Source organism: Geomonas agri, assembly GCF_020179605.1.
GTDB lineage: Bacteria > Desulfobacterota > Desulfuromonadia > Geobacterales > Geobacteraceae > Geomonas > Geomonas agri.
The window spans coordinates 910,287-926,573 of record NZ_JAINZO010000002.1 but is presented as its reverse complement, the minus strand read 5'-3'; the positions used below and the strand labels follow the sequence as shown (position 1 = coordinate 926,573).

Genomic DNA, 16,287 nt, shown 5'->3' with positions numbered 1-16,287 from the left:
ATGTTTGCGGTGGGGAGGGAGTACCCGAGAAATGCACTGCTCTGCTTCGTGGGAAGCAAGCAAGGCCAATCAGGCATCATCTGGGGGGCGCTAGAACCCGGGTGTGTCATAGCGACGTCGGGAGGGAGGCACTCAGCACGTGCCGGATACCTAGATGAACGCCTTGCGGACGGCAGATGGGTTTATTTCGGGCAGGGTGAAAAGGGCGACCAAGACCCGGAAACATACGCCAATTCCCTACTGTCAGCTGGAGAGAGGACTGTCCTTTTGTTTAGTACACGGGAACCTACATCCTCTCAAGTCAAGCAACAAGGTAACCATTCAAAAAAATACCGCTTCGAGGGAATGTTCAATGTCCTATCTTGGGAATGGTTTATCCCAATGGAAGGCAAGAGAATCAGTAACAGGCTAATCAAATTCGAACTGGTACCAACGACTAGTGATTACCACGAGGAAACGTTAGACGTCAGCTCACCAGACTTCGTGCCCTCGCCCAGCTCCGATTTTAAAGCCTTGCGAGCAGAGTTGTCTGAGCCAAAAGCAAAATCGCCCAAGAATAGACCGAGCGCCCAGTACTTTGCAAGGTCCAAAAAGATCAAGGACTATGCTTTAGCCAGAGCAGCCGGTGTGTGCGAAGCTTGTTCCAGCCAAGCTCCCTTCACCACACCAAACGGACAGCCATTTCTCGAGGTGCATCATCTCGATCGTCTTGCCGATGATGGTCCGGACATACCCTTGAACGTAGCGGGTATTTGCCCCAATTGCCATCGAGAAGCACACTACGGCAAGAACCTCAATGTATTCAGAAAAAATCTCCATTTTGAAGTAGCCAAGAAGGAAGCGAACCTTGACACGATCAAATTCTCGGCCAATCAATTTACCAAGTAGTGGAAGAATTAAAGACTTTCAGCTGATAATTACCGGTTGGTATGAGCAAAATTCACGAGAATTTCCCTGGCGGAAGAAATCAAGTTCACTCTACCAGAAAATAATCTCAGAGGTTCTTTTACAGAGAACGAGGGCCGAAACCGTCGCTGCATTTTTCCCGGCATTTATATTTACGTTTCCAACCTGGAAAGCACTCGCAATGGCCTCCGAAAGTGAATTAGCTGTTTTCATTCGGCCGATTGGCCTTTGGCAGCGAAGGGCATCAATCCTTTCACAGCTCGGAAAGGAAATGGCTCGTCGGAATGGGAGGTTTCCTAGGACCAGACCCGAGATCGAAGCCCTTCCCGGGGTCGGCCAATACATTGCCAATGCTATTCAATTGTTCAGCGAAGGTAAGCCTATGCCATTACTTGACGTTAACATGGCGAGGGTTCTTGAAAGGTACTTTGGACCACGCACGCTCGCAGATATACGCCACGATCAATACTTACAACAACTGAGCTTGAAAATCGTGGACTGCGACAATCCACAAAAAATGAACTGGGCAATTCTCGATCTAGCGGCCCTTGTTTGCAGGACAGATCAGCCCAAACATTTTGCTTGCCCATTAAACCGTGGCTGTATTTTCTTGCGAAATATATCGAAGTCCAATGAATTATGATTATTTGTGTTTAGTTTTCTTGTACAAATTATCTTATCTCCAGATCGGTGTGTCGCCGAATGCGATATTTTAGCCCGGGATTCTGCATTGGAAATTTTACCTTGACGAGAAAAACCCCGTGTATAGGGGTGTCCCACAGATACTGCTACATGACAAAGCGTTGGAAATCCCGGAGGGGCCAAAGGACAACAGTTCGCCACTCCACCTTTCTAATGAAATCAATCTTCTGTCATACCACCACTTCTAATATCTACTTCTTGCACCTGTAGCCATTTGGATCCTCTTGTATCCTGTGGGATCCACTAATGGCCTTTACCCACTTCTTCTCTTGCCTTTAAAATCTAACAGCCTTTGACTTGCAACAAACTTACGATTTTTTGAAATAAAAAGGGGAGACAGCTTAAACCGTCTCCCCCAATCACCCATGCTCTTCACCACCGAAGGCCCTCGCCCAGAGGGTTGGCTGGTACACAACTTTATTTCGTGGTTTATAACTTTATTTTTCGGTACACGACTTTATTTTCCGGTTTATGACTTTATTTCTCTTCCACAGTGGAAGCATGTTCTTTTATCGAGTCTATTCGACGGTGACGCTCTTGGCCAAGTTCCTCGGCTGGTCGACGTCGGTACCTTTCAGCACGGCGACGTGGTAGGCCAAAAGCTGCATCGGGATGGAGATGATGATCGGCATCACTTCTTCGCCGTCTTCGGGGACCTCAAGCGCGACCTCGACCTTGTCGGCCACCTCGGCGTCACCCTTGGAGCAGACCGCGATGACGCGGCCACCACGGGCGATGACCTCTTCCATGTTGGAGAACACCTTGTCGTAATTAGCTCCCTTGGGCACCAGCACCACGACCGGCATATGCTCGTCGATAAGGGCGATGGGCCCGTGCTTCATCTCGCCGGCGGCGTACCCTTCGGCATGGATGTAGGAGATCTCCTTCAGCTTCAGCGCGCCTTCAAGTGCGATCGGGTAGTTCATACCGCGACCGAGGTAGAGGAAGTCGCGGGCGGCCAGGTAGTTGCGAGCCACCTTTTCCACCTGCTCGTTCAGCTTCAGGGCCTCTTCCATGAGGGCCGGGACGCGCACGATGGCGGAGATCAGCTTGCGACCCTGGTCTTGGTCCATGTTGCCGCGGGAGCGGCCGAGGCGGATGGTGAACAGGTACAGGGCAATCAGCTGGGTGACGAAGGCCTTGGTGGAGGCGACGCCGATTTCGGGGCCGGCGTGGGTGTAGATGACACCGTCGGCCTCGCGGGCGATGGAGGAGTCGACCACGTTGCAGATAGCGACGCACGTGCCGCCGCGACGCTTGGACTCGCGCATGGCGGCCAGGGTGTCGGCGGTCTCGCCGGACTGGGAGATCAGCATCACCAGGGTCTTATCATCGACCACCGGGTTACGGTAGCGGAACTCGGAGGCGATATCGACCTCCACCGGGACGCGGCAGTACTCTTCGATCAGGAACTTGCCCACCAGCGCCGCGTGCCACGAGGTGCCGCAGGCGATGATGCAGATGCGGTTGATCCCCTGCAGATCGGCATCGGTGAGGGCGAGGTCCTCGAGGTAGACGTCCCCCTGCTCCTCGCGCAGGCGCCCGGCGATGGTGTCGCGCACGGCGCGTGGCTGCTCGAAGATCTCCTTGAGCATGAAGTGCTTGTAACCACCCTTTTCGGCCATGTGCGGGGACCAGTCGATGTGGCGCGGGGACTTCTCCAGCTTGTCCCCTGCGACGTTGCTGAACTCGGCGCTCCCCCCCTTGAACACCACCATCTCCCCGTCCTCCATGAAGATCATGGAACGGGTATGGGAGAGGATGGCGGGGATGTCGGAGGCGACATAGAATTCACCGTCGCCGAGCCCAACCACCATGGGGGCGCCGTGCTTGGCCGCGATCAGCTTGTCCGGCTCGCTCTCGCTCACAATGCAGATGGCGTATGCCCCCTTCAGGATGTTCAACGCCTGGCGCACTGCGACCTCGAAGTTACCGCTTTCTTCCAGGCGCTGGTCGATCAGGTGCGAAATGACCTCGGTGTCGGTCTCGCTCTTAAAGATGTGCCCCTGTGCCTTCAACTCCTCGCGCAGCTGTAGGTAGTTCTCAATGATGCCGTTGTGCACCACGACGATAGGGCCAGCCTGGTGCGGGTGGGCATTGATTTCGGACGGGCGGCCGTGGGTCGCCCAGCGGGTGTGGCCGATGCCGACCGTGCCGCTCACCGGGTTGGTCGCCAGGAGCTTCTCCAGGTTGGAAAGCTTACCTTCGCTACGCCGGATGCTAGCCTTGCCGTCGCTCAGGGTGCAGATACCGGCGGAATCGTAGCCACGATATTCCAGTTTTCTCAGCCCTTCAATAATGATGGAGGTGGCTTCCTGCCGCCCGGTAAATCCAACGATACCGCACATGTATGACTCCGTTTCGTCAATTTGTTAATTAATAACTCGGCTATCCGCCAAGACGTTACAGGATACCATCTTGGCCTGATACGCGACAGTTATTTTTTCCTGAGGGTCCATCCTTCCTTGTTCACTTGCGGCGAGCGGGCAATGGCCAGGGAATCGGCGGGGACGTCCTTGGTGACGGTGGTCCCAGCGGCGATCAGGGAGTTCTTGCCGACGGTGACCGGGGCGACCAGCTGCACGTCGCTTCCGACGAAGACGCCGTCCTCGATGACGGTCTTGTGCTTCCTGACGCCGTCGTAGTTGCAGGTGATGGTACCGCAGCCGATGTTGACGTCGCGGCCAATGGTAGCGTCGCCCAAATAGGTGAGGTGCGAGGCCTTGGACCCCTCACCCATGAAGGCCTTCTTGGTCTCCACGAAGTTGCCGATCTTCACGTGGGCCGAGAGTACGGTGCCGGGGCGCAGGTGCGCCATCGGGCCGATGGCGGCCTCGGGGCCAACCTTGGAATCTTCGAGCACGCTCCCCGCTTTTACCACGACGTCATCGGCGATGTCGCAATCCTCGATCAGGGCGTTCTGGCCGATCTGGCAGCGCTCGCCGATCACGGTGTTCCCCTTGATGACCGCACCCGGGTAGACCACGCTGTCGCGCCCGATTTTCACGCCGGCTTCGATGTAGACCACCGAAGGGTCGATCATGGTGACGCCGGAGAGCATCAGTTCACGGTTAATGCGCCCGCGCAGCACCGCCGCCGCCTCGGCCATCTGGGCGCGGTCGTTGACGCCGGAGATTTCCTGCGGGTCGGCCACCGGGTAGCTGCGGCAGGCGAGCCCGCGGACGTTGGCCTGGCGCACCACGTCGGTCAGGTAGTACTCCTTCTGGGCGTTGTCGTTGTCGAGCTTCTCGACCGCCTCGGCGAGGAAGGCACGGTCGACACAGTAGACGCCGGCGTTCACCTCGCGGATCAACCGCTCGGCCTCCGTGGCATCCTTCTGCTCGGTAATGGCGACTACTTTGCCATCCGCGTCCTTGACGATGCGGCCATAACCGAAGGGGTTGTCAAAAGTCGCCGTCATCACCGTAACGCACGCCCCGCTCTGCTCATGGGTGTCGAGCATGCCGCGCAGGCTGTCGGCGGTAAGGAGCGGCGTGTCGCCGCAGAGGATGAGCACGGTCTGCGCAGCCGGGTCGATCTCGGGCATCGCGCAGCGCACCGCGTGGCCGGTACCCAGTTGCTCGGCCTGCAGCGCGAAGCCCACCTCGGCACGTCCGTCAAAGTATTTCCGCACCTTCTCCTGCTGGTGTCCCACGACCAGGACGCAACGCTCGACTCCCGCGGCGAACGCGGCGGCAACGGACCACTGTATCATCGGCGGGCCGGCCACCGGGTGCATCACCTTGACCAGGTCCGACTTCATCCTGGTCCCCATGCCGGCTGCCAGCACTATTGCAGCTATCTTCTTCATAAGTAGTCCCCCTTGCCGCTGAGCAAATTGCTCTTTTTTAACAATAATGCCTGGTGAGGTCAAGCTGTTTCACTTCCCTTTCACTTCCGGTTTCCACGCAGGTCGTGCGCTTTTTATCGTTTACTAAACCGTAACTTATCGCTATAATCCTGCTCTGGAGGTTTCATGGGCGTCGCCGAGGACATAGCCAAGCTCGAGCTTGACCTGCGCGAACTTGTCATCAAGTACGAGCAGTACTTCTTCGGGATCGAGAAGCGGGAACCGCTGCGCCTGCTCGATACGGTGGAGCGCGCCGTGAGACGCTACCAGAACGTGAGCATCCCGAACACCAGCCAGCGGTTCAAGTATGATTCCCTGGTCGCCACGCTGAGCGTGCACAAGCAGAAGTGGACCCGCACCAACCGCCTGATCGAGGAGGGGAAGTTTCAACGGGACCGCTTCCGCATGTCGCTGCACCAGGCCGAGAAGACCGAGAAAGGCACCAAGACCAAAACCCCGCCCGCTTCACAGGATTCCCAGATCGAGTCCGTCTTCCAGCAGTACGTCAACGCGCGCCTGGCCTGCAACCTGCCGGTAGAGAACGTCACGAAGGAGAAGGTGGCCGAGGCTATCAACCGGCAAAAGCCCGTCCTGATGCAGAAGTACGGTTGCCGCGACGTCGACTTCGTCGTTGTCATAGAGGGTGGCAAGCCCACCTTGAAGGCGCGCCCCAAGACTACATGAACATCACCCTCATCGCCACTCATCCCCACCCTTCCCCTCAAGCGGTGCCGTTGGCCTGCGCGTTTTTGCAGGAGGCGCTCCTTGCGGACCACGCGCTGCAAGGAACGATCACACCGCGGATCGCCGAGTTCTTCCTGCAGGACGAGCCCGCCCGCTGTGCCAGGGAAATCGCTCTGAGCTCCCCCGACCTGGTCGCCTTCTCGGTCTACGTTTGGAGCCGCGACCACGCCGTGGCTGTGGCCAGGGAGCTGCGCGCGTTGCTTCCGTCCGTAGTCCTGTGCGCCGGCGGCGCCGAGCCGACCGCCAACCCGGCGGGGTTGCTGGATGAAGGAGTGTTTGACTTCCTGGTCCGCGGCGAGGGTGAAGGGGCGCTGGTGCAGGCGGTCCGGGTGCTTTCTACCGGCGGGAAACCGGATGGCGTACCGGGCATCGTGCTGCCGGGCGAGCCGGCGGCTACCCTGCCCGCTCCGCTCGACCTCGACTCTATTCCGTCCCCATACCTGTCCGGGCGGCTCGACCCGACCGTGGCCGGCGGCGCCCTCTGGCAGCTCTCGCGCGGTTGCGACTTCGCCTGCTCATTCTGCTTCGATCACAAGGGAAGCGGCGGGGTGCGCCGCTTCTCTATGGAGCGTATCGAGGCGGAACTGCGCCTGTTCGCCCGGCTCAACGTACCCCAGGTCTTCGTGCTTGACTCCACCTTCAACAAGGACGTCAAGAGGGCGAAGGAGATCCTGCGCCTGATCCGGAAGGTGGCCCCGGGGATCCACTTCCATTTCGAGGTGCGCAGCGAGTTCATCGATGCCGAGATGGCGGATCTTTTCGCCTCCATCACCTGCTCGCTGCAGATCGGCTTGCAGAGCGCCGACGCCTCCGTGCTGCGCGGCGTTGGGCGCGGCTTCGACCGCGACGACTTCGTGCAGCGCGCCTTCCTCCTGAACCAATGCGGCGCCATCTTCGGCTTCGACCTGATCTACGGGCTCCCCGGCGACACGCCGGCGCTGTTCCGCGCCTCGCTCGACTTCGCCCTGTCGCTCTACCCAAACCACCTGGACATCTTCCCGCTGGCGGTACTTCCTGGGACGAGGCTTTTCGGGAAAGCCCAGGCGCTAGGGCTGCAGCACCTTGACGCACCACCCTACACCGTCCAGGCCACGCCCGGTTACACTGCAGAGCAGTTGGCTCAGGCCGGCAGGCTCGCCGCCGCCTGCGACGTCTTTTACAGCCGGGGCAAGGCGGTTGCCTGGTTCAATTCCGTAGCGGCCGCCGTCCGGCTCACCCCGAGCGAGTTCCTGGCCTCCTTCGCCGCCTTCCTGGGCGAGCGAGCCGAAGCGGATATCGCCGAGGAAGAGATCTGGGGACTGCAGAGAACTTTCCTGGAGAAGATCTTCAGGGAAAGGAAGAAGGCGAAGCTGCTGCCGCTAGCACTCGACTTGGCAGACTACCACCACCACTACGCCGCGGCGCTCATGGCTACCCCGCCGACGCCTCCCTCGCCCAAACAGCTGCGCAGTCTCGACCCTCTCAAGCAGCCGCTGTCCCTCGCCGGGAGCACCACGCTGGCGCGCTTCAACTACGAGGTGCTGGAGATCCTGGATGCCGGCGAACCGGATCTCACCGAATTCACCTCATGCTTTCGCCCCACGGGATCCTGCGCGATCATCTACCCCGCCCACGGCGAGGTCTGCACCGAATCCGTTTCCACCCCTTATTTCGAGCTGTTGCAGGCGCTGGACGGGATACAGGCTGCAAGACAGCTGTGCCGCCGCGTTGGACTTTCCGAGGAAGAAGCGCGAGAGTTCCTCGAGTTCGCCATTGCCGAAGGTATCGTGCAGGCGGCCATTCCAACTTAATGGGACCTTTTTACTCTTCTTTGCAACACTCGCCACCACACCCCTGACACAAATCTCGTATACACAATATTAATAGTCAATCGATACTCATTTAAATCACAACGATTGTTTTAATTTAATAAATAATTAAACACGTTTGCACCGTACGCCATATCGCTATCTATATAAAACAAGCCTTTGCCTTTGTTTTATTAGCTTATGTACACGCCTAGAGTCTCGACGCCCCTCCAGATAGTCATCGCAGCAAAACAGCGTTAGCAAAGTTGTATCCTGCTTATTAATTGGCGCTTTTTCAGTTGATTTATGAAGCCGCGCGTATTAAAGTAGGCGCCGTTGCGAGCGCCCCAATAGATTAAAGCGTTCTAAAACGATCCTAAATACAGGAGATTACAATGGTTCAAGTCTTCACACGCCTCATCCCGCTGCTACTGCTCCTAGCACTAGCCCGGCCCGGTTTTGCCGCTCAGGGCCTGGCCATCGACCCGGCAACCTGCCTGGGCTGCCACGGCAACAAGATTTCCGCCGAGGCGATGGCCAACTCCGTACACGGCAAAAACGGTTGCACCAGCTGCCACATCGAGATCGTCGAACTCGCCAAGCACATGAAGGGCGAGATCAAGGTGGGCAAAGTACAGTGCGTTCGCTGCCACAAAAAGGAAGCGGCCGAGCACGCCAAGAGTATCCACAGCGAGAAGGGCATCGGGTGCGCACAGTGCCACACCGACATGCACAGCCACACCTACTGGAACAAGGACAAGCGTAGGGTAATCGTCAAGTGCACCCAGTGCCACAAGGACGAGCGCGGCTTCAGCCAGTCGGTACACGGCAAGGGCGTTCTTGCCGGGAACCAGGATTCGGCGGCTTGCAACGACTGCCACAACCTGCACGAGATCAAGGCCCTGGGCGATCCGAACTCCAAGGAAAACCGCGAGTTCCACACCAAGGTCTGCCTCCGCTGCCACGCTGACCAGAAACTGGTCGAGCGCAACCACATCTCCGAAGTCGCCGTCAAGAGCTACATGGAGAGCTACCACGGCAAGAACTACCGCCTGGGCTACCCGGAGAAGGTAGCAGGCTGCGCTGACTGCCACACCGCACACGCCATCCTGCCGTCCAAGGATCCCAAGTCCTCGGTCAACCCGGCTAACCTGGTCCATACCTGCTCCAAGTGCCACGCTAAAGGGAGCATGCTGTTCACCAAGTTCTACGCTCACGGTGAGCACAACGACCGCGAGAAGTATCCCATCCTGTTCTACACCTTCATCGCGATGACCGGCCTGCTGGTCGGTACCTTCACCGTCTTCTGGATTCACACCCTGCTCTGGATGATCCGCGGCTTCGTGGAGAACCGTGAGAAGGCAGCCGCTCTCGAAGAAGGCATCATTCTGCACCACGTACCCGAAGGGCACAAGCAGTACCGCCGCTTCAGAAGGGTCCACGTGTTCATGCACCTGCTGGTCATCATCAGCTTCCTGGGTCTCTCCCTCACCGGTCTGCCGCTGAAGTTCAGCGACCAGGTCTGGGCTAAGTTCCTCATGGATCTCTACGGCGGGGCCCCGAACGCAGGCTTCATCCACAGGATCTGCGCCGGCATCACCTTCGTCTACTTCGCAATGGCACTCTTTATGAGCGTCCACTTCCTGTTCATCAGGAAGGACATCAAGGGCAACCCGCTGCAGAGGCTCTTCGGACCTGACTCCCTCTGCCCGAACCTGCGCGACATCAGCGACGTAATCGGCATGGTCCGCTGGTTCTTCTTCAAAGGGCCGAAGCCGGCCTTCGAGAGATGGACCTACTGGGAGAAATTTGACTTCATCGCGGTCTTCTGGGGTATGTTCGCCATCGGTGGCTCCGGCCTGATGCTCTGGTTCCCCGAGTTCTTCGGCATGTTCCTGCCGGGTTGGGCGTTCAACGTGGCCACCATCATCCACTCCGATGAGGCGCTCCTGGCGACGGGCTTCATCTTCTCGGTCCACTTCTTCAACACCCACGGACGTCCGGAGAAGTTCCCGATGGACTTCGTCATCTTCAACGGCCAGATGTCCAAGCACGAGTTCGTCGAAGAGCGTGGCGATCAGTGGGCACGTTACGAGAAAGAAGGCATCACCGAGAAGTTCGCTGCCAAGAAGTCTTCCGGCATCTTCTACGACTTCTGCCTGAAAGCCTTCGGCTTCACCGCGCTGTTCACCGGCATCACGCTGCTCTTGCTGATGATCTACGCCTTCATGCACCCGCACCACTAAGCGGCTGCTGAAATAGCAATAAAAAAGGGGCCTCCCATCCGGGAGGCCCCTTTTTTTGTCTTTACCGCAGGGAATAAAAAACCCCTCGCCCTCTGGGGGAGGGGAAAGGGTGAGGGCATTGCTAGCGGCGCCGTGGCCCCTTCGTGTCAGCCCCCTCACCCCGGCCCTCTCCCGAAGGGAGAGGGAGATTGCGAAGGAGCCTGGGCATAACGCCGAAGCTTACAGCATATCCACCGGATCGACGTCGATGGTGAGCCTGACCGTGGAGGGGTGGCTGAAGCCGCCCCGGAAGTGGAACAGGAGCCGGTGCAGGTCGGCGCGCTCCACCCCCTTCAAGAGAATCTGCCACCGGAAGCGCCCGCGCACCTTGCCCAGCGGGGCCGTGACCGGGCCGAGCACCTCCACCCGGAGCCGCGCCTCGCGCTTGATGCGGCGCAACAGCGCCGCGGCCTCGTCGGCGGCAACCTCCCCCTGCCCCGCAGCCACCGCCGAAAAAGTCAACGCCGCCAGGTGCGCGAAGGGAGGGTATCCCACCTCCTCGCGGAAGGCGATCTCCTCACGGTAGAACCCCAGGTAATCGTGTGCCACGGCGTGGGTGAGCGCGTAATGCTCCGGCGCCAATGTCTGCACCAGAACCCTGCCCGGCTTGTCGCCACGCCCGGCCCGCCCCATCACCTGGGTCACCAGTTGGAAGGTGCGCTCGGCGCTACGGAAGTCAGGGAGGTTCAAGGAGGCGTCAGCGGACAGGACACCGACCAGGGTGACGCCGGGGAAGTCATGCCCCTTGGCGATCATCTGGGTCCCGATCAGGATATCCACCGCCCCTTCCTCCAACTCCTTGAGGACCCGGGCGTGCCCTCCCTTGCCGCGAGTCGAGTCGCGGTCCATGCGGGAAACGCGGGCATCCGGCAGGAGCTTCTGCACCTGGTCCTCGACCCGCTCGGTGCCGCGCCCTAAAAGGGTGATGGCGCCGCTTTGGCAGTCGGGACAAGTGCTCGGGGGGAGCATGGCGAAGTCGCAGTAGTGGCAGACGTGCTTTCCCTTGATGCGGTGGTAGGTGAGGGTCACCGCGCAGTTGGGGCAGCGCAGTACGTGGCCGCAGGTCTCGCAGACGAGGTAGGTGGCGAAGCCACGCCGGTTCAGGAAGAGCAGCGTCTGCCCCCCGGCGTCCAGGTTTTCCCCCATTGCCTCGATAAGTTCGGGGAGGAAGATGTCCCCCTTGTGGTTGCGCGCGTCCAGCATCCTCGTTTCCGGCATGGGGAGGTCGCGCACCCGGTCCGGGAGGCTCAGGTAGCCGAGGCGCCCGGTCTGGGCGGCGTGGTAGCTGGTCACGAGCGGCGTCGCCGAACCCAAAAGCACCACGGCTTTGCCCAGCTTGCCGCGCACCAGCGCCAGGTCGCGCGCGTTGTAGCGCACTCCCTCGGACTGTTTGTAGCTTCCCTCGTGTTCTTCGTCGACCACGATAACGCCGACGCGCTCCAGCGGCGCGAACAGGGCGGAGCGGGCACCGATGACGATGGAGGCCTCGCCGCGCCTGATGCGGCGCCACTCGTCGAATCGCTCCCCGTCGGAGAGGCCGGAGTGCAGCACGGCGATGCCACAGTCGAAGCGACGCTTGAAGCGTCCCACCAGCTGCGGCGTCAGGGCGATCTCCGGGACCAGCACCAGCGCGCTCTTGCCCGCCGCCAGCGCGACCGCGATCGACTGAAGATACACCTCGGTCTTGCCGCTACCGGTGACCCCGTGCAGCAGGAAGGGTGAGAACTCGCCGGAGTCGAGCGCGGCGGAGACTTTAACCAGTGCCTCTGCCTGGGCCGGGTTGAGCGGGAGCGGACCATCGTGGCCGTACTCCTTGGCCTTGAAGGGATCACGGTACACCTCGCGCTGGGAAAGGCGCGCCACCCCTAACTCGACCAGGCGCCCGAGTTGCGCCGTGCAGGCGCCGAAACGCTCCCTGAGCTGCGGGCCGGAACACTCCCCAACCTCCATGAGGTATTCCAGGATCTCCAGACCCTTGCCGCGCGGGCGGACGCTGCAATCCGGTACCGCCGTGTAAACTCGCTCGGTGCGCACGCTCTTGCCGCCGGCCAGGTACTCCTTGAGTACCGGGGTGCCATCCTCGGCCTGCTCGCAACGGTAGCGGCTCACCAGGTTGATCCCGGCAGGAAGCGCCATCTTTATCACCTCGCCCAAAGGGTGCAGGTAATAGCCGGCGATCCAGCGGTAGAACTCCAGCTCGGCCAACGTGAAGAGGGGCTCTTCGTCGAGGATCTCCAGCACTTCCTTTAACTCACCCGCGCCGGGCGCGTCCGCGTCGCCGAGCAGGTAGCCGGTCACCTTGCGCCGGCCGAAGGGAACCAAGACGCGCTTGCCCGCCTGGGCAGCGGACGAAAGGCGCTCGGGCACCAGGTAGTGGAAGCTTCCCTCCAGGGGGAGGGGGATGGCGACCTCTACGATGTGCTGGCTGGTTGTCGGCATGTGTTGAGTGGTGTTGGCTCCTCCCCCCGGTAGGGGAAGGTTGGGAGAGGGGAAGATGGCTGGAGACGCCGCGAGAGCTGCGTGGCACCGCCCTCACCCGCCCTTCGGGCGCCCTCTCCCGGAGGGAGAGGGGCCAAAGGAAGCGAGAAAAGAGCTACTTCTTGAGGACCTCTTCGGCCACGGCGCGCCCCAGCGCCTCGCACTCGGCAAGGATCTCGGGCTTGGGCATGAAGGGGGAGCGGATCAGCGATGCCGGCAGCTTGAAGTTCATGCTCTTCAGCCGCTCCTCGGCCATGCGGCACGCCTCGCCGGACCAGCCGTAGCTGCCGAAGACCCCACCGATGTTCCCCTTGAGGCTCACGGTGGAGAGGTAGGCCAGCACGTCCCACATCGGTTTCGGGATGTCGCGGTTGATGGTCGGCGTACCGAATATGAGGCCGTCGCACTCTTCCATCAGGTCGCGGATATCGGCCACGGAGGCGTGGTTGATGTGGCACAGGGTGACGTGGACGCCGGCGTCGCCGGCCCCCTTGGCCACCGCCTCGGCCATCTGCTCGGTGTTGCCGTGCGGGGAGATGTAGAAGATGGCGACCCGGCGACCGGCGGCCTTGGGCTGGGACCACTTCTGGTACAGCTCGATGGCCTTCCTGGCGTCGCTGCGGTGGATCGGGCCGTGGCTCGGGCAGAGCATCTTCAGCTCGACGCCGTCAAGTTTCGCCACCGCTTGCAGGATGCGCTCCTTGAAAGGACGCATGATGCAGTCGAAATAAAAGCGGGTCTCGCCGGAGAAGTCCGGGCACTCGTCGGCGAAGAGCCCTTCCGGGGAGTAGTGCGAGCCGAATGCGTCGCAGGAGAACAGCACCTGGTCCTCCTCCAGCAGGGTGAACATGGTGTCCGGCCAGTGCAGGAAGGGAGCGGCGATGAAGCGCAGGGTGCGCCCACCCAGATCGATCTGGTCGTTGTCCTTGACGATACGGGACTCGAACGGGACGTGGATCTGGTTGCCCAGGAAGGTGCGCGCGGCCTGGCTGGAGACGACGGTCGCCTTCGGGCAGTGCTTCAGGAGCTGGGACAGCGAACCCGAGTGGTCGGGCTCGGAATGGTTCACCACGATGTAGTCGACGTTGGCCGGATCGGTGATGGAACGGATCTTTTCCAGGAACTCGTCGAAGCGCTTGGCCTTGACGGTGTCGATGATGGCGATGTGGGACTCGCCCTGAACCAGGTACGAGTTGTAGGTGGTTCCGTACTGGGTGGGAAAGAGATCGTCGAAGACGGTGAGGCTGGGATCCTTGACCCCGATCCAGTGGAGACCCTTCCCAAGTTCAACTGCTGCGGACATCTGCTACCCCCTTCGTATCTCTCATGGCTGCCGTAAGCCGGCGGCGCTCAGTCGCAAGCGGCCCCCGAGGCGTGACGCCTGGGGGCCGTGTATACACAGGTGCAAACGATACCAAAACCAACGAGTTAAATCAAGGAAAAGGCTAGTTTCCCGCGCCGCCCCTGCCGCGACGGTACTCGACCACCGGCTGCGCGTCGCGGCGGCCGGAAGCCTGTCCCGGACGCCCGGTCTGGCCGGGACGTCCCCCCTGGGAAGGACGGCCCTTGGGAGCGAACCCTTTCTTGCGCGGGTCGAAGCTGGGGCGACCCTTGCGGGCGCCGGGGGCGCCGTTGTTTCTTCTCAGCGGGCGGGTCGGCTCGAGCCCCTCGATAACGTGCTGGGGCAGCGGCTTGCCGGTCAGGCGCTCGATACGATCCAGGTAGGCGACCTCGTTCATGGAGCAGAACGAGATGGCGATGCCGGTGGCACCGGCGCGGCCGGTCCTGCCAATCCTGTGCACGTAGTCCTCGGCGAACTTGGGGAGGTCGAAGTTGATGACGTGACTGATGCCGGAGACGTCCAGGCCGCGAGCGGCGACGTCGGTGGCGACCAGCAGGCGCACCTTGCCACGACGCATGTTGGAGATGGTCTTGTTACGCGCCCCTTGCGACATGTCCCCGTGCAGTGCGGCGGCGGCGTGCCCCTGCGAGTAGAGCTCGAAAGCGAGCTGGTCGGCGTCCTTCTTGGTGGCCGAAAAGATGATCGCCTTGGTGACGCTGGCGTCGGCAACCAGGTGCTGCAGGATGCGGTTCTTGTGGCGCATGTCGTCGGTCACGTGCAGGCGCTGCTCGATGGAGAGGTTGGTCACCTGCTTCACGTCCACCGCGACACGAACCGGGTCCTTCAACAGGCGCTGGGCCAGTTTGGCCATGGCGTCGTCCATGGTGGCAGTGAAGAGCAGGGTCTGGCGCTCGGTCGGGGCCGCGGCGGCGATGCGGTCCACGTCCTCGGAGAAGCCCATGTCCAGCATGCGGTCCGCCTCGTCCAGCACCAGCATCTCCAGGCGCGAGAAGTTGATGGAACGGCGGTCCAGGTGATCGATCAGGCGCCCCGGCGTAGCCACGATAATGTCGACCGGGCTGGACAGGAGCATCATCTGGTCGCGGTAGGGCATCCCCCCGAGAATGGCGCCGCAGCGCACCCGCATGAACTTGCCGTAGGTCCTGACGGCGTCAACTACCTGCATGGCCAGTTCGCGGGTCGGCGTCAGCACCAGGATGCGCGGCCCCTTGCTGCGCACCGGGGACGGCACCAGCAGGCGCTCCAGCGCGGGGAGCACGAACGACGCGGTCTTGCCGGTGCCGGTCTGGGCGCTGCCGATCAGGTCGCGACCGGAAAGGGCCAGCGGGATCGACTCGGCCTGGATCGGGGTCGGCTCGGTGTAGCCGCAGGCGTTGATTGCTTTCATGATGGGGGCGGAGAGGTTCAGGGTTTCAAAAGACATGTGTTTCCTTTTCTCCCTTGGGCAAAATAAGGCCACGCTCGCGTCCCGGACATCCCCAGGGGACGGACGCGGCTCTTTGCTTAAGGGTGCTAAAATGTGGGGCGTGCCAAACCCGCCGCGACAACGATTGTCGCAGGCTTAGCTGAAATAAAACTCGGCAACACGCCATATGACCGGCAAACCATACATCGTCGCCAACCAATTAGCTGCTGCCGCATTTCTCGTGGGGATAAACCTGAATGCGAGGGGTTGGATCGATGGGAGGGGCGTTGGCCCCGGTGCAACTGATGTCAGTCAGGGGAACAGCTTTACTACATGCGCCCCACAAAGGCAAGTTTTTCTTTTTTTGTATACGTTTACAAGAAAAAACCCCGCTTTGGGGGCGGGGTTCTCTTGCGTGCCGGAGACGTAGCAACAGTCGTGGAGGGGCACGTCGCTGGCTGGTCCAAGACTACTTCTTCTTGGTTGCGATGGCGTCCTTCAGGGCCTTACCCGGGCGGAACTTGGGCACCTTGGCTTCGGCGATCTTGATCTCCTTGCCGGTCTGCGGGTTCCTGCCGGTACGAGCCTGACGGCTGGCAACTTCGAAGCTACCGAAGCCCACCAGGGTTACCCTGTCGCCCTTCTTCAGCGCACCGCTCACGGTGGAGATGAATGCACCGACGGCCTTCTCGGCTGCGGCCTTGGGGATGTTTGCGGACTTCGCCACTGCTTCGACCAGTTCTGCTTTAGTCATGTGAGACCCTCCT

At 60.7% G+C, this 16,287-nt stretch carries 11 protein-coding genes; 5 read left to right on the top strand and 6 right to left on the bottom strand.

Features of this window, described 5'->3' with window-relative positions; all coding sequences use genetic code 11:
• Together K7R21_RS15595 and K7R21_RS15590 are read left to right on the top strand one after the other, a co-directional pair.
• Positions 1-888 carry an HNH endonuclease gene (locus K7R21_RS15595; protein ID WP_224984202.1) on the top strand — a complete coding sequence of 296 codons (888 nt, stop codon included), beginning with the start codon at positions 1-3 and terminating at the stop codon, positions 886-888.
• Positions 848-1,549, top strand: a complete 702-nt coding sequence (locus tag K7R21_RS15590; RefSeq protein ID WP_224984201.1) for an HhH-GPD family protein — start codon at positions 848-850, stop codon at positions 1,547-1,549. Before K7R21_RS15595 ends, K7R21_RS15590 begins: the two co-directional genes overlap by 41 nt.
• Before the next feature lie 577 nt (positions 1,550-2,126).
• Here the strand turns inward: K7R21_RS15590 and glmS are convergent.
• Positions 2,127-3,956, bottom strand: a complete 1,830-nt coding sequence (gene glmS, locus K7R21_RS15585) for a glutamine--fructose-6-phosphate transaminase (isomerizing) (RefSeq protein WP_224984200.1) — start codon at positions 3,954-3,956, stop codon at positions 2,127-2,129.
• Positions 3,957-4,045: 89 nt separating this feature from the next.
• On the bottom strand, positions 4,046-5,419 hold the full coding sequence (gene glmU / locus K7R21_RS15580; protein WP_224984199.1) for a bifunctional UDP-N-acetylglucosamine diphosphorylase/glucosamine-1-phosphate N-acetyltransferase GlmU: 1,374 nt from the start codon (positions 5,417-5,419) through the stop codon (positions 4,046-4,048).
• A gap of 165 nt (positions 5,420-5,584) precedes the next feature.
• Between glmU and K7R21_RS15575 the strand changes: the two genes are divergently transcribed.
• From K7R21_RS15575 to K7R21_RS15565, 3 genes are all read left to right on the top strand, one after another.
• Positions 5,585-6,142 (top strand): MXAN_5187 C-terminal domain-containing protein, encoded by a 558-nt coding sequence (locus K7R21_RS15575; RefSeq protein ID WP_224984198.1) that lies wholly within the window; start codon positions 5,585-5,587, stop codon positions 6,140-6,142.
• Positions 6,139-7,992, top strand: coding sequence for a B12-binding domain-containing radical SAM protein (locus K7R21_RS15570; protein ID WP_224984197.1), 1,854 nt, complete (start codon positions 6,139-6,141; stop codon positions 7,990-7,992). The genes K7R21_RS15575 and K7R21_RS15570 overlap by 4 nt, the downstream gene beginning before the upstream one ends.
• Positions 7,993-8,384: 392 nt before the next feature.
• Entirely contained in the window at positions 8,385-10,235 is a 1,851-nt protein-coding gene (locus K7R21_RS15565) for a cytochrome c3 family protein (RefSeq protein ID WP_224984196.1), read from the top strand.
• A gap of 219 nt (positions 10,236-10,454) precedes the next feature.
• On the opposite strand, the gene priA is transcribed toward K7R21_RS15565, so the two are convergent.
• The 4 genes from priA to K7R21_RS15545 form a co-directional block, all read right to left on the bottom strand.
• Entirely contained in the window at positions 10,455-12,713 is a 2,259-nt protein-coding gene (gene priA, locus K7R21_RS15560; protein ID WP_224984195.1) for a replication restart helicase PriA, read from the bottom strand.
• A gap of 154 nt (positions 12,714-12,867) precedes the next feature.
• Positions 12,868-14,055, bottom strand: a complete 1,188-nt coding sequence (locus tag K7R21_RS15555) for an FprA family A-type flavoprotein (RefSeq protein ID WP_224984194.1) — start codon at positions 14,053-14,055, stop codon at positions 12,868-12,870.
• Between the two features lie 142 nt (positions 14,056-14,197).
• Positions 14,198-15,538, bottom strand: coding sequence for a DEAD/DEAH box helicase (locus K7R21_RS15550; protein ID WP_224984193.1), 1,341 nt, complete (start codon positions 15,536-15,538; stop codon positions 14,198-14,200).
• Positions 15,539-15,989: 451 nt separating this feature from the next.
• The gene (locus K7R21_RS15545) at positions 15,990-16,274 is read right to left on the bottom strand and encodes an HU family DNA-binding protein (protein WP_216509111.1); all 285 of its coding nucleotides are present in this window, start codon (positions 16,272-16,274) and stop codon (positions 15,990-15,992) included.
• Positions 16,275-16,287 lie beyond the last annotated feature (13 nt).

Bases quoted from the DNA above. Each gene is read 5' to 3' on its own strand.
- K7R21_RS15575 (WP_224984198.1), top strand. From the start codon at position 5,585: ATGGGCGTCGCCGAGGACATAGCCAAGCTCGAGCTTGACCTGCGCGAA.
- priA (WP_224984195.1), bottom strand. From the start codon at position 12,713: ATGCCGACAACCAGCCAGCACATCGTAGAGGTCGCCATCCCCCTCCCC.
- K7R21_RS15550 (WP_224984193.1), bottom strand. From the start codon at position 15,538: ATGTCTTTTGAAACCCTGAACCTCTCCGCCCCCATCATGAAAGCAATC.
- K7R21_RS15595 (WP_224984202.1), top strand. From the start codon at position 1: ATGTTTGCGGTGGGGAGGGAGTACCCGAGAAATGCACTGCTCTGCTTC.
- glmU (WP_224984199.1), bottom strand. From the start codon at position 5,419: ATGAAGAAGATAGCTGCAATAGTGCTGGCAGCCGGCATGGGGACCAGG.
- K7R21_RS15570 (WP_224984197.1), top strand. From the start codon at position 6,139: ATGAACATCACCCTCATCGCCACTCATCCCCACCCTTCCCCTCAAGCG.
- glmS (WP_224984200.1), bottom strand. From the start codon at position 3,956: ATGTGCGGTATCGTTGGATTTACCGGGCGGCAGGAAGCCACCTCCATC.
- K7R21_RS15555 (WP_224984194.1), bottom strand. From the start codon at position 14,055: ATGTCCGCAGCAGTTGAACTTGGGAAGGGTCTCCACTGGATCGGGGTC.
- K7R21_RS15565 (WP_224984196.1), top strand. From the start codon at position 8,385: ATGGTTCAAGTCTTCACACGCCTCATCCCGCTGCTACTGCTCCTAGCA.
- K7R21_RS15545 (WP_216509111.1), bottom strand. From the start codon at position 16,274: ATGACTAAAGCAGAACTGGTCGAAGCAGTGGCGAAGTCCGCAAACATC.